This window comes from Caballeronia sp. LZ035, from assembly GCF_031451175.1.
GTDB lineage: Bacteria > Pseudomonadota > Gammaproteobacteria > Burkholderiales > Burkholderiaceae > Caballeronia.
Genome location: NZ_JARUXS010000001.1, coordinates 3060416 through 3073366, shown reverse-complemented (window position 1 = coordinate 3073366; position 12951 = coordinate 3060416). Strand labels below are relative to the sequence as shown.

11 protein-coding genes and 1 pseudogene are annotated in these 12951 nt (G+C 63.5%); 9 read left to right on the top strand and 3 right to left on the bottom strand.

Features of this window, described 5'->3' with window-relative positions:
- Positions 1 to 24: 24 nt before the first annotated feature.
- Both QCE88_RS14405 and ffh read right to left on the bottom strand, forming a co-directional pair.
- Positions 25 to 576, bottom strand: a complete 552-nt coding sequence (locus QCE88_RS14405) for a hypoxanthine-guanine phosphoribosyltransferase (protein ID WP_309809915.1) — start codon at positions 574 to 576, stop codon at positions 25 to 27.
- A gap of 123 nt (positions 577 to 699) precedes the next feature.
- On the bottom strand, positions 700 to 2067 hold the full coding sequence (ffh, locus tag QCE88_RS14400) for a signal recognition particle protein (protein WP_309902928.1): 1368 nt from the start codon (positions 2065 to 2067) through the stop codon (positions 700 to 702).
- 120 nt (positions 2068 to 2187) lie between these two features.
- Here ffh and QCE88_RS14395 point away from each other — a divergent pair, with 120 nt between their 5' ends.
- The 6 genes from QCE88_RS14395 (at position 2188) to QCE88_RS14370 (ending at position 8552) form a co-directional block, all read left to right on the top strand.
- On the top strand, positions 2188 to 3120 hold the full coding sequence (locus QCE88_RS14395; RefSeq protein WP_309902926.1) for a cytochrome c biogenesis protein CcsA: 933 nt from the start codon (positions 2188 to 2190) through the stop codon (positions 3118 to 3120).
- A gap of 29 nt (positions 3121 to 3149) precedes the next feature.
- Positions 3150 to 3497 carry a PP0621 family protein gene (locus QCE88_RS14390; RefSeq protein WP_309902923.1) on the top strand — a complete coding sequence of 116 codons (348 nt, stop codon included), beginning with the start codon at positions 3150 to 3152 and terminating at the stop codon, positions 3495 to 3497.
- Positions 3494 to 4096, top strand: a complete 603-nt coding sequence (gene ampD, locus QCE88_RS14385; protein ID WP_309902921.1) for a 1,6-anhydro-N-acetylmuramyl-L-alanine amidase AmpD — start codon at positions 3494 to 3496, stop codon at positions 4094 to 4096. The genes QCE88_RS14390 and ampD overlap by 4 nt, the downstream gene beginning before the upstream one ends.
- Positions 4097 to 4669: 573 nt before the next feature.
- On the top strand, positions 4670 to 7693 hold the full coding sequence (locus QCE88_RS14380; protein WP_309902919.1) for a ribonucleoside-diphosphate reductase subunit alpha: 3024 nt from the start codon (positions 4670 to 4672) through the stop codon (positions 7691 to 7693).
- Positions 7694 to 7830: 137 nt separating this feature from the next.
- Complete coding sequence (locus QCE88_RS14375; protein ID WP_309902917.1) at positions 7831 to 7986, top strand: hypothetical protein; 156 nt, start codon at positions 7831 to 7833, stop codon at positions 7984 to 7986.
- A gap of 374 nt (positions 7987 to 8360) precedes the next feature.
- Complete coding sequence (locus QCE88_RS14370; protein ID WP_309902914.1) at positions 8361 to 8552, top strand: hypothetical protein; 192 nt, start codon at positions 8361 to 8363, stop codon at positions 8550 to 8552.
- 169 nt (positions 8553 to 8721) lie between these two features.
- Here the strand turns inward: QCE88_RS14370 and QCE88_RS14365 are convergent, their stop codons facing one another.
- Positions 8722 to 10119, bottom strand: a complete 1398-nt coding sequence (locus tag QCE88_RS14365) for an MFS transporter (RefSeq protein ID WP_309902913.1) — start codon at positions 10117 to 10119, stop codon at positions 8722 to 8724.
- 122 nt (positions 10120 to 10241) lie between these two features.
- Between QCE88_RS14365 and QCE88_RS14360 the strand changes: the two genes are divergently transcribed.
- From QCE88_RS14360 to QCE88_RS14350, 3 genes and pseudogenes are all read left to right on the top strand, one after another.
- Positions 10242 to 10460, top strand: a complete 219-nt coding sequence (locus QCE88_RS14360) for a DUF3820 family protein (RefSeq protein WP_309902911.1) — start codon at positions 10242 to 10244, stop codon at positions 10458 to 10460.
- A gap of 745 nt (positions 10461 to 11205) precedes the next feature.
- A complete protein-coding gene (locus QCE88_RS14355; protein WP_309902909.1) occupies positions 11206 to 12486 on the top strand; it encodes a ribonucleotide-diphosphate reductase subunit beta in 1281 nt (426 codons plus the stop codon).
- 104 nt (positions 12487 to 12590) lie between these two features.
- Positions 12591 to 12924 (top strand): annotated as a pseudogene (locus tag QCE88_RS14350) (hypothetical protein).
- Positions 12925 to 12951 lie beyond the last annotated feature (27 nt).

The window sequence follows — 12951 nt, the reverse complement described above, 5'->3', positions numbered from 1 at the left end:
CTTTTTATTGGCAACGAAGACGCTTCACGCGCCCTCGGTCAGCGCACGGATGGTCGGCAGGTTGCGCCAGTAGCCCTTGGCATCCATGCCGCAGCCGAACACATAGCGGTCCGGCACTTCGAAGCCGCAGAAATCCGGACGCAGTGGCTTGGCCTTCGGAATGATCTTCTCGCACAACACGGCCGAGAGAAACGTCTTCGCGCCCATCGCCATGATGCGGTCGCGGATGGCGGCCATGGTCTCGCCTTCGTCCAGGATGTCGTCGAGCACGAGCACCGTGCGATCCTTCACCGACTCCGCCGGCGCCACGCGCCATTGCATTTCGCTGCCGCCCTTGATGGCATTGCGATAACGCGTCAGGTGGATGTAATCGAACTCGAGCGGGAAATCCAGATGCGGCAGCAGCATGCCGGTGAACACGGCCGCGCCGCCCATGACGGAGAGCACCAGCGGGAAGTCGTCTTGCGTCGCCGCCTTGATGGCCGTGGCCATCTTGCCGATCGAGGCGTTGACTTCAGCGGCCGTCACAATCTCTTCGGAATGGCTGAAAATATGCAGGGCTTCTTCGCGATTCATAAGGCAGGCGGGGGAAAGGCAGATTACTTAGTGTGGAAAAAAACAGCGGCGTGCGCCACATGATAAACCCGCGCCTGCCGCCGCGTCGGACGAGCGCAGCGCGGGTTGTTCCGACGAAGCCGCTCAGCGCATGCCCGGCATCATGCCCTTCATGCCGCGCATCATCTTCTGCAGGTTGCCGCCCTTCAGCTTCTTCATCATGCCGCGCATCTGCTCATACTGATTGAGCATGCGGTTGACTTCCTGCACGTGCACACCCGCGCCCGCAGCGATCCGGCGCTTGCGCGCGGCCTTGATGAGTTCGGGCTTGGCGCGTTCCTGGCGCGTCATCGAATTGATGATGCCTTCCATGCGGCGCATCTGCTTCTCGGCGTTGTTCATGTCCGCGCCTTGCGCGGCCTGCTGGAACTGCGCGGGCAGCTTGTCCATCAGCGACGACAGTCCGCCCATCTTCTTCATCTGCGAGAGCTGCGCCTTGAAGTCGTTCAGGTCGAAGTCGCCGCCTTTCTTGACCTTGTCGGCGAGCTTCTGTGCGGCGGCGGTATCGACGCCGCGCTGCGCTTCCTCGACCAGCGCGAGGATGTCGCCCATGCCGAGGATCCGGTTCGCCATGCGGTCCGGATGGAAGACTTCGAGGCCGTCGAGCTTTTCCGCGACGCCGACGAACTTGATCGGCTTGCCGGTGACATTGCGCACGGAGAGCGCCGCACCGCCGCGCGAATCGCCGTCGAGCTTGGTGAGCACGACGCCGGTGAGCGGCAGCGCGTCATTGAAGGCCTTCGCGGTGTTGACCGCATCCTGACCCAGCATGGCGTCGACGACGAACAGCGTCTCGGCGGGCTTGAGCAGCCCGTGCAGTTCGCTGATCTCCTTCATCATGGCTTCGTCGATGCCGAGACGGCCGGCCGTATCGACGATCACGACATCATGAAAGTGACGCTTCGCCCAGTCGATGGCCGCGCGCGCGATATCCGCGGGCTTCTGGTCGGGTTCGGACGGGAAGAAGTCCGCGCCGACCTGCTCGGTCACCGTCTGCAACTGACGGATGGCGGCGGGACGATACACGTCGACGGAAACGGTGAGGACCTTCTTCTTCTGCTTCTCGCGCAGCAGCTTGGCGAGCTTGCCGGTGGTGGTGGTCTTGCCGGCGCCCTGGAGGCCGGCCATCAGGATCACGGCGGGCGGCGTGACGGCGAGATTCAGCTCGGCGGCCTTGCCTTCGTAATCGCCGCCGATCACGGCCGTCAGTTCTTTCTGGACGACGCCGACGAGCGCCTGGCCCGGCGACAGGCTCGACAGCACTTCCTCGCCGAGCGCCTTTTCCTTCACCTTCGCGATGAACTCGCGCACCACCGGCAGCGCCACGTCCGCTTCGAGCAGTGCGAGGCGCACCTCGCGCAGCATCTCCTGGGTGTTGGCTTCAGTGAGGCGGGCCTCGCCGCGCAGCGTCTTGACGACGCGCGCCATCCGTTGAGTGAGGTTATCGAGCATGGGGGAACGGTAGGAAAGGGGCCATTTTCGGCACAGTGTCGTACGCCGGTTCAGGTTTTGCCCCGCGCTGGCGCAAGGGGCAAAACGTCGTGACTCGGGGCCCTAGTGTAAACTTCGAACATGGATATTGTACTGTATGCCCTCACTGCGCTTCTCTACGGCGGCCTTGCCGTAGCGGGCTGGCGCGCGCATCGCCACCCGGCCGTGGAGCCGGCGATGGCGGGCATGCCGCCGGCGGGATTCGGGGCGGCGGTGCGGTCTCCGGTGCCGTCGGCGGTACGGTCGAAGGCGTCCGGCATGAGCGGCGTCGGACGCTCACTATTATTAGTGGCGTTGCTGGTGCATGGCGTGCTGTTGCACACCACCATCTTTCCCCAGAACGCGATGATCTTCGGCTTCGCGTTCGCGCTCTCTGCCATGTTCTGGCTCGGCGCGGGCATTTACTGGATCGAAAGCTTCTTCTTTCCGCTCGACGGCCTGCGCCTGCTCGTGCTGCCGCTCGCGTGTGTCGCGTCGCTGATGCCGCTGCTGTTCGGCGGCGTGCGCGTGCTGTCGTATTCCGCCGCGCCGATGTTCAAGGTGCATTTCCTGATCGCCAACATCGCCTACGGGCTGTTCGCCATTGCCGCGCTGCACGCCGTGCTGATGCTGATGCTCGAACGCCGCCTGCAGCGCATGCGCGGGCTGGCCTCGCGTCACACCGGCGACGGCTGGCTCGCCAGTTGGCTCGATACGCTGCCGCCGCTCCTGACGCTCGAGAAATTGTTGTTCCGGTTGATCGCGGCAGGCTTCGTGCTGCTTACGCTGACGCTTGTATCGGGCATCGCGTTCAATGAGCAACTGGTCGATCGCGCGCTGCGCCTCGACCACAAGACCGTGTTCGCGTTTCTCTCGTGGCTGATGTTCGGCGCGCTGCTGACCGCGCGCCGCGTCTCCGGCTGGCGCGGACGCGCCGCATTGCGCTGGGTGCTCGCGTCGTTCGCCGCGCTGCTGCTCGCCTATGTCGGCAGCCGCTTCGTGTTCGAAGTGCTGCTGCATCGCGCGGTGGTCTGAGCGGCGCGCTCTTCTTCCTGATCGTACTCATGCGAAACCTCCTGCTTCTCATCGTCCTCTTCTTCGCGAGCCAGTGGCTCCTGAAGAAGCTGCGCCGCGCGAACGAGCGCGCGCAGCAGGGCGATACCCAGGCCGGCGGCGCGACCGCGGGCGGCTTCAACGGCGCGGGCCGCGCACGTAGCGGCAACGGCTATGGCAACGGCACGGGCGGCGCGACCAGCCAGCCGCCGCAACTTGCTGATCCATTGATTCGCTGCGCGCAATGCGGCGTCCACACGCCGCGCAGCGAAGCGATCGTCGTCGCGGGCGAGCGCTTCTGCTGCCCGGATCACGCACGCGCCCACGCCAACCGTCCGACCGGCCGCGACGCGCGATGAGCACAGGCGGCAGCAGTACGGACCCGGCGCACATCGACGGGCAGGGCTGGCTCACACACGCGCGGCGCCTGCCGTCGCCCAACTTCGAGGCGCGTCCGGGCAACGCGGCGCCGACGCTCATCGTCGTGCACAACATCAGCCTGCCGCCCGATGACTTCACGACGAACGCCATCGCCGACTTCTTTCTCAACCAGCTCGATCACGACGCGCATCCGTACTTCGATCAGCTGCGCGGATTGCGCGTGTCGGCGCACTTCGTCATTCGCCGCAACGGTGAGATCCAGCAATTCGTTTCCTGCGACGAACGCGCGTGGCATGCGGGCGTCTCGTCGTTTCGCGGACGCGAGCGCTGCAATGACTTTTCGATCGGCATCGAGCTGGAGGGCAGCGACCGCCTGCCCTTCGAGGACGCGCAGTACGACGCGCTCGGTCCGCTCGTGCGCCTGCTCGTGAAGCGCTATCCCATCGACGCGCTCGCCGGGCATTCCGACATCGCGCCGGGACGCAAGACCGATCCCGGCCCGCACTTCGACTGGCCGCGCCTGCGTCATGACAGCGCGTTGCCGGCCTCCTTTTTCCCGTTCCTGCCGCGCGACTGAGCCGGTCTGCTGACATCGAGCAAGATTTTTCTCGTTGCGACGCAGCACGGAGACGCGCGATACCTTTGCCGCGCTTGAGGCGGAAAAAGTCAATCCCAAAGAAGCAGAAAAAAGTTTTTGAGACTGCGCGGATGCCCACTATACTTGGTGCCGACAGACGTAATTTGCACTAGATCTTGTGTTGTTGAAGCGGCGCCCGCTCCTTGAGCCGGCGCCGTTGGCTTTCCGGCGTAGAAGAAGTTTGGCTGGCCCGGGGCGATGCGCGAGGCGGTTTCTTTGCATGCAGGAAGAGGCCGCGCGGGCATCGAGCGCCAGCAAGCAGCACCGTGAAGAAGCATGCAAGGGAAAGGCGAGTTGCGTCGACCGACACCGCGCGCCAACGCGGGCACCGCATGGACGCCAAGAACGATGCGGGCCGCCATCGCCGCGAATCGCGTTCCAGAGCCTGCTGCATTCACAGCCCGGCTTGACCGCCAAAACACCGCGCGCCGCATGACCACCCATGACGCACGCGCGGCATAAGTGATAAATCCGCGGACCATCCGCACCATTCGAACACCAGGAGTTTTGCACATGCAAACCACCGACACCGCCACGACTTCCTTCGAAGGCGCCTCCACCCAGCCGATGGGCGGCGCGCAGCCCGTGAGCGCCCAGGCGCTCGCGCCGAACACGACGTTCGCCGACTACAAGGTCATCCGTCGCAACGGAAGCGTGGTGTCGTTCGAGCCGTCGAAGATCGCGATCGCGGTGACCAAGGCGTTCATCGCCGTGAACGGCGGCCAGGGCGCCGCCTCCGCGCGTGTGCGCGAACTCGTCGAGCAACTGACCCAGGCGGTCGTGCGCGCGCTCGTGCGCAGCCGTCCGCATGGCGGCACGTTCCATATCGAAGACATTCAGGATCAGGTCGAACTCGCGCTGATGCGCGGCGGCGAGCACAACGTCGCGCGGGCCTACGTGCTGTATCGCGAGAAGCGCACGCAGCAGCGTTCGCAAGAGCGCTCGGCGAACCCGGACGCGCAGTCGCATGAAGGCGGCGTCATCAACGTGACCGACAACGGCGTGTCGCATCCGCTGGATCTCGACGCGCTAAAGGCGCTGATCGCCTCCGCCTGCGCTAACTTGGGCGACGCCGTGTCGGCCGACCCGATCCTCGCGGAGACGGTGAAGAACCTGTACGACGGCGTGCCGATGTCGCAGGTCTACGACTCGGCGATCCTCGCCGCGCGCACGATGATCGAAAAGGACCCGGCCTACAGCCAGGTCACCGCGCGCATCCTGCTGCACACGATCCGCCGTGAAATCCTTCAAGAGGAAGTGACGCAGGCCGACATGGGCGAGCGTTACGCCGAATACTTCCCGCTGTTCATCAAGCGCGGCATCGAAGCCGGCCTGCTCGACGACAAGCTGCAACAGTTCGACCTGAAGCGCCTCGGCGCCGCGCTCGACCAGAACCGCGACCTGCAGTTCGGCTACCTCGGCCTGCAGACGCTGTACGACCGCTACTTCCTGCACGTCGAAGGTACGCGCATCGAACTGCCGCAGGCATTCTTCATGCGCGTCGCGATGGGCCTGTCGCTCAATGAAATCGACCGTGAAGCGCGCGCCATCGAGTTCTACAACGTGCTGTCGTCGTTCGACTTCATGTCGTCCACGCCGACGCTGTTCAACTCGGGCACGCATCGCTCGCAGCTGTCGTCGTGCTACCTGACGACGGTCGCCGACGACCTCGACGGCATCTACGAAGCGCTCAAGGAAAACGCGCTGCTCTCGAAGTTCGCGGGCGGCCTGGGCAACGACTGGACGCGTGTGCGCGCGCTCGGTTCGCACATCAAGGGCACGAACGGCAAGTCGCAGGGCGTGGTGCCGTTCCTGAAGGTGGTGAACGACACGGCCGTGGCCGTGAACCAGGGCGGCAAGCGCAAGGGCGCGGTGTGCGCGTACCTGGAGACGTGGCATCTGGACATCGAGGAATTCCTCGAGCTGCGCAAGAACACCGGCGACGACCGCCGCCGCACGCACGACATGAACACGGCGAACTGGATTCCCGACCTGTTCATGAAGCGGGTGATGGAAGGCGGCGACTGGACGCTGTTCTCGCCGTCCACGTGTCCGGACCTGCACGACCTGTTCGGCGCGGACTTCGAGAAGGCGTACACGGCTTACGAAGAGAAAGCCGCGCGCGGCGAGATCAAGTTGTTCAAGAAGCTTCCGGCGGCCCAGCTGTGGCGCAAGATGCTGGGCATGCTGTTCGAAACCGGCCACCCGTGGATCACGTTCAAGGATCCGTGCAATGTGCGCTCGCCGCAACAGCACGTCGGCGTCGTGCATTCGTCGAACCTGTGCACGGAAATCACGCTGAACACGAGCGATACGGAAATCGCCGTCTGCAACCTGGGCTCGGTGAACCTCGTCGCGCACATGGTCAAGCAGGCCGACGGCAGCTACGCGCTGGACCAGGCCAAGCTCAAGCGCACCATCAGCGTCGCGATGCGCATGCTCGACAACGTGATCGACATCAACTACTACGCGGTGCCGAAGGCGCGTAACTCGAACCTGAAGCACCGTCCGGTCGGCATGGGCATCATGGGCTTCCAGGACTGCCTGCACCTGCTGCGCACGCCGTACGCGTCGCAGGAAGCCGTGGAATTCGCTGATCGCTCGATGGAAGCCGTCTGCTACTACGCCTACTACGCGTCGACGGAACTGGCGGAAGAGCGCGGCCGTTACGCGACCTATCGCGGCTCGCTGTGGGATCGCGGCATCCTCCCGCAGGACTCGCTGAAGCTGCTGGCCGACGCGCGTGGCGGCTACGTGGAAGTGGATGCGTCGGAATCGATGGACTGGGTGGAACTGCGTTCGCGCATCTCGACCCACGGCATGCGCAACTCGAACTGCGTGGCGATCGCGCCGACGGCGACTATCTCGAACATCATCGGCGTGTCGGCGTGCATCGAGCCGACCTTCCAGAACCTGTACGTGAAGTCGAACCTGTCGGGCGAATTCACGGTGGTGAACGACTACCTCGTCCGCGACCTGAAGACGCGCGGCCTGTGGGACGAAGTGATGGTGTCGGATCTGAAGTACTTCGACGGCACGCTGTCGCGCATCGACCGGGTTCCGGCGGATTTGCGCGCGATCTACGCGACCGCTTTCGAAGTCGATCCGAAGTGGCTGGTCGAGGCGGCGTCGCGCCGTCAGAAGTGGATCGACCAGGCGCAGTCGCTCAACATCTACATGGCAGGCGCGTCAGGCAAGAAGCTCGACGAGGTCTACAAGCTCGCCTGGGTTCGCGGCCTCAAGACCACGTACTACCTCCGCACGATGGCGGCCACGCACGTCGAGAAGTCGACGGTCGCGCACGGCGCGCTGAACGCGGTGCCGTCGGGCGACGGCGGTAACGGCGGCCATGGCGCCTCGGGTGCGGACGGCGGCTTTGGCGGCGGTGTGAAGGGCGGTGCGGCGGCGGGCAACGGCGGTTTCAACGCGGCGGCAGCGAGCGCGCAGGCTGTCGAGACGGCGCCGGAAGCGGACGGTCCCGTGTGCATGATGCGTCCGGGCGATGCGGGCTTCGACGAGTGCGAAGCCTGCCAGTAAGCGCGGGGTGAGCCGGCCAGGCGGGCCGGCATCGGAGCAGCGTTTCGCTCCGGTGCCGGCCCGTTTGTTTTGTGGCGCTGTACGGCGCGGGTCAGGGTGATTGCGGGCGCGGTGAGACGGCGGGGAAGAGTGCGAGGGTGACGGGCGCGACGGCGGAGGGCACGCGGGCGAAGGTCACGAAGGCGAAGGGCGCTGCTGCGCAGGCCACGAAGGCAAAAGGCGCGACGACGCAAGCCACGAAGGCTGAGGACGCGGCGACGCAGACCACGGAGGCGAAGGGCGCGACGACATAGGCCACGAACGCAAAAGGCGGGGCGACGCAGCCTACAAAGGCGAAGGACGCGGCGGCGAAGGCCACGAAGGCAAAAGGCGTGACGACGCAGGCTACGAAGGCGAAGGACGCGGCGACGCAGGCTACGAAGGCGAAGGACGCGACAACGCAGGCTACGCGAAGGACGCGACAACGCAGGCTACGAAGGCGAGGGACGCGACAACGCAGGCTACGCGAAGGACGCGACAACGCAGTTTACGGAGGCAAAGGGCGCGACGACTTAGGCCACGAAGGCAAAAGGCGGGGCGACGCAGCCTACGAAGGCGAAAGGTGCTACTGCGAAGGCCACGAAGGCAAAAGGCGCGACGACGCAGGCTACGAAAGCGAAAGGGCGCGATGACGCAGGCCACGAAGGCTACGACGGCAAAAGGCGCGACGACTAAGGTTACGAAGGCGAACGACGCGGCGGCGCAGGCCACGCAGGCCACGAAGGCCACGAAGGCCACGAAGGCAAGACGCGGCGGCGCAGGCCACGAAAGCAAAGGCTCGACGACGCAGGCCACGAAAGCGAAAGGCGAAGGTGAATGACGCGCGGCGAAAGCCTTGCCGACGAAGGCGCGGCACGAAGCCGACGGCCTCACAGTCAATCGGCATGCAAGCGAAGGACGCGAAGATCAACGCCCTGCGGACGATCGCCACGTAGGCGGACAGCGCAAAAGCCCCGCCGCCACCCCCGCTCCAGCGAACTCCCGAACGCTCAGCCGCGCGTACCGCGCGAGATCTCGGTACCCGCGTCGTGTGCGAGGCGCGCGGTGATCGGCATCGAGAAGAAGGAGAACAGGCCGACGACAACAAACGCCGGCCAGAAATCCGACCACTGCACGGTGGCATGGCCGTTCAGATATTGCGACAACTCCAGCGTGATGCCCGCGACCGTCACGCCGAGCCCCAGCGACACCTGCTGCACGAAGCTCGCAAGACTGGTCGCACGGCCGACGTCGCGCGTCTCGATCTCCGCGTAGGCGAGCGAGTTGAGGCTCGTGAACTGCAACGCGGGGAAGAAGCCGCCGAGCAGCACGACCGCCCAGATCACCCAGGTGGGCGTGCCGGGGAAGAACGCACCGCATGCCGCAATCGCGATGCCCGACAGCGCCGCGTTATAGAACAGCGTCTGCCGGAAGCCAAAGCGATGCAGCACGCGCGAGGCGAGCGAGCGCATGAACATGCCGCCGAACGCCGATGCACAGGTGATCGCGCCGGACTTGAACGCGGTCATGCCGAGGCCCTCCTGCAACGCGAGCGGCAGCAGGAACGGCACCGCGCCCAGACCGATGCGGAACATCGAGCCGCCGAGCACGCTGGCCTGGAAGGTCGGCACGCGGAAGAAGCGCAGGTCGAGCAGCGGTTTGTCGGCGCGGCGCGCATGGATGCAGTACAGCACCACCAGCAGCGCGCCGGCGGCGCACATCGCCCAGGCGGTGCCTTGCGGAATCAGTTCGCCGCCGACGAGCGAGAGTCCGAGCAGCAGCAGCACGCCGGCGCTTCCCGAAAGGAAGAAGCCGAACCAGTCCAGCCGTCCCGGATGCTCCTCGCGCGAGTTGGCGATATGACGATTCGTGAGCCAGATGCCGAGGATGCCGATCGGAATGTTGATGAAGAAGATCAGGCGCCAGTGCAGGTAGGTCGTGATGAAGCCGCCGAGCAGCGGTCCGATGGCAGGCCCGAGCATGGCGGGCAGCGAGAGGTAGTTCATCGCGCGGATGAACTCCGAGCGGCGCACCGAACGGAAGATGATGATGCGGCCGACCGGAACCATCATCGCGCCGCCGACGCCCTGGATGAAACGCGCCACCGTGAACGGTCCGAGTGACGTGGAGGCCGCGCACAGCAGCGAGCCCACGACGAAGATGCCAATGGCGGTGCGGAACACGACGCGTGCGCCGAAGCGGTCGGCCACCCAGCCGCAGATCGGGATGAAGACACCGAGACCGAGCACGTAGCTCGTGACGGCGACCTTCAGCGTGACGGGATCGCGGCCGAAGGCGCGGGCCATCTCGGGGATCGCGGTGACGATGACATTGGCGTCGACGCTTTCCATGAACATCGCACATGCGACGATGAGAGGGGCAACGAAAGCTTTGACGGCAAGCGGCATGGCGAATCGCGATCAACTCTTGGCGGCAAGAGCGGCGATTATGGCACCGATATGGAGCAGTCGCTGAAGGATTGCTGTGCGCAACGTGGCGCGAAGAACATTGCTCAAGACGTGAGGACACGATGGAACCGGAAGATCTGCAACGACTCGTATCGATGAAGATGCCCTATGGCAAGTACAAGGATCGCGTCATCGCCGACCTGCCCGCGCACTATCTCGCATGGTTCGCGCGTGAGGGTTTTCCAGAGGGCAAGCTCGGCAGGCTGCTCGCATTGATGCACGAGATCGACCACAACAACCTGCGTTCGCTGCTCGATCCCTTGCGTGGCGGGAAGGCCTGACAGCGGTGCTTCGAGGTGTTTCGGATGCTTGCGTTAACGCGCTATAGGTTGTGTTGAAGGATTTTGCAAGCACAAGATATTGTGGAAATGCGAAGCATCGAATGTTAAACTTCGGCAACGAATTCGAAGCGCGCAAGCGGTCGTGCAAGCGATGTCAGCAGGCTGCCGCGAGCATGTTTCGAGCGAGGCGAAGGTGTAGTGCGAAGGGTGTGCGATGACATGCAATGGAGGTCGTCGAAGCACGCAAGCGAGTGGCAAGAACACGAGGTGCGAGTCATCGTTCGAGCACCTCGCGAAGCAGTCGCTCTTCACGCATCTTTTGTTTCGCATCGAGTGTCGTCGAGAGACATCGTCGATGCATGAAGCGAGCGACGCTTCGCTGCATCGATCATCGGGCGCGCTGCATGTCGCAATGCTCGCGGCACAACGGGCAACATCAGTTGGCCGCGTTGAGTACCCAAGCCGCAAAGCCTTGTACTGAAAGGCTCTCGAGGCAGCGAGGCAAGTTGCATGAAGCACGCTGCACTGATCTCGCGAGGTCTTCGAAGTCACTCGATCAGGATCGCTTCACACACGTTTGAACGGATATCGCATCGGGCTTCAAACACATCACGCTCTGTCGAGTGTTGTTTGCAAGTAGCAACGTGGAATCCAAATCGCAAGAAAACGAGATTTTTCATGAGCAAACTCTTTTAACGCTCAGAAAAAGATGGTACAAACCGATCTAAATTGATGGTGAGAATTTATGCTCAACTGGGATGACGAGACCACTGCCGTAGCTCCCTCGAGCGCTCCGCAACCGAACGCGTTGCGTAACGCTCAAGGCACGACTTTCGGTACGCAAGCTGCAACGCATGTTGCGCATGCTCATCAAGCCACTCATCAAGCTGCCCAATCATCTGCGTCTGCGTCTGCGCCGCAAGCAAGCACGACCAACATCTTCTCCGACGGTTTCGTTCCGCCCGCAGCCGCCACGCCTTCGGCCGGCGCCATCGCCGCGCAGAGCGAGGCCCGCGTCAATGTCGCCGACAAGCGCATCATCAACGGCCAGACCGACGTCAATCAGCTCGTGCCGTTCAAGTACAAGTGGGCGTGGGAAAAGTATCTCGCCGGCTGCGCGAACCACTGGATGCCGCAGGAAGTGAACATGTCGCGCGACATCGCCCTGTGGAAAGACCCGAACGGTCTGTCGGACGACGAGCGCCGCGTCGTCAAGCGCAATCTCGGATTCTTCGTAACCGCGGATTCGCTGGCAGCGAACAACATCGTGCTGGGCACGTACCGTCACATCACCGCTCCCGAGTGCCGCCAGTTCCTGCTGCGCCAGGCATTCGAAGAGGCGATCCACACGCACGCGTACCAGTACATCGTCGAATCGCTGGGCCTCGACGAGAGCGAGATCTTCAACGCGTATCACGAAGTGAAGTCGATCCGCGACAAGGACGAGTTCCTCATTCCGTTCATCCAGACGCTGACCGATCCGGCCTTCACGACCGGCACGCTGGAAGCGGACCAGAAATTGCTGAAGTCGTTGATCGTGTTTGCCTGCATCATGGAAGGGCTGTTCTTCTATGTGGGCTTCACGCAGATTCTGGCGCTGGGTCGTCAGAACAAGATGACGGGCGCGGCGGAGCAGTATCAGTACATCCTTCGCGACGAGTCGATGCACTGCAACTTCGGCATCGACCTCATCAACCAGATCAAGCTGGAAGAGCCGCAACTGTGGACCGCCGAATTCAAGGCCGAGATCCGCGAGCTCTTCAAGCAGGCGGTGGAACTTGAATATCGCTACGCGGAAGACACCATGCCGCGCGGGGTGCTCGGCCTGAATGCGTCGATGTTCAAGAGCTACCTGCGGTTCATCTGCAACCGGCGTTGCCAGCAGATCGGACTGGACCCGCTCTTCCCGAACGAGGAAAACCCGTTCCCGTGGATGAGCGAAATGATCGACTTGAAGAAGGAACGCAACTTCTTCGAGACACGCGTGATTGAGTATCAAACCGGCGGCGCGCTGACCTGGGAATAATAAAAATCCAGGACGTGTTGCAGACGAAATCGATGGGATGGCCGGGCAGCAGCGTGTCGCTCACGCGCGCCCGGACCAACAAGGTTTAGGAGAACGGTCGCCTGATGCAATGTGCGCCTAGCAATTCAACGCGCCGATTATCGGCCCGAACAGAAGACAGGCGTTGTGCATTCCCTGCAAAGGGATGGGCAAACTTCCCCCCGGAATATGCCAGCGGCAGGCCCGCTGGCTCGATCAAGCGATGGCCGGCGCCACGAAGACGTGGTGTTGACTCAATTTGGCGCGCGGTGCCTCGGGGCACGGCGCGCCTTGCCGTATTCATTAGCGTAAGCAGGTGGGATCAGCGTACGCCGATGAATAATCCGCTTCGTAGCGTGCGCTGTCGAGAAAGGCGACACGTGGGAAGCGGGTTTTGACGAAGGGTGTTGTTTGAACTGACTCTCATCTGAAAACCTGAAGGAGTAA

Coding starts and splice junctions, on each gene's coding strand:
- QCE88_RS14405 (WP_309809915.1), bottom strand. CDS start 576: ATGAATCGCGAAGAAGCCCTGCATATTTTCAGCCATTCCGAAGAGATT.
- ffh (WP_309902928.1), bottom strand. CDS start 2,067: ATGCTCGATAACCTCACTCAACGGATGGCGCGCGTCGTCAAGACGCTG.
- QCE88_RS14395 (WP_309902926.1), top strand. CDS start 2,188: ATGGATATTGTACTGTATGCCCTCACTGCGCTTCTCTACGGCGGCCTT.
- QCE88_RS14390 (WP_309902923.1), top strand. CDS start 3,150: ATGCGAAACCTCCTGCTTCTCATCGTCCTCTTCTTCGCGAGCCAGTGG.
- ampD (WP_309902921.1), top strand. CDS start 3,494: ATGAGCACAGGCGGCAGCAGTACGGACCCGGCGCACATCGACGGGCAG.
- QCE88_RS14380 (WP_309902919.1), top strand. CDS start 4,670: ATGCAAACCACCGACACCGCCACGACTTCCTTCGAAGGCGCCTCCACC.
- QCE88_RS14370 (WP_309902914.1), top strand. CDS start 8,361: ATGACGCAGGCCACGAAGGCTACGACGGCAAAAGGCGCGACGACTAAG.
- QCE88_RS14365 (WP_309902913.1), bottom strand. CDS start 10,119: ATGCCGCTTGCCGTCAAAGCTTTCGTTGCCCCTCTCATCGTCGCATGT.
- QCE88_RS14360 (WP_309902911.1), top strand. CDS start 10,242: ATGGAACCGGAAGATCTGCAACGACTCGTATCGATGAAGATGCCCTAT.
- QCE88_RS14355 (WP_309902909.1), top strand. CDS start 11,206: ATGCTCAACTGGGATGACGAGACCACTGCCGTAGCTCCCTCGAGCGCT.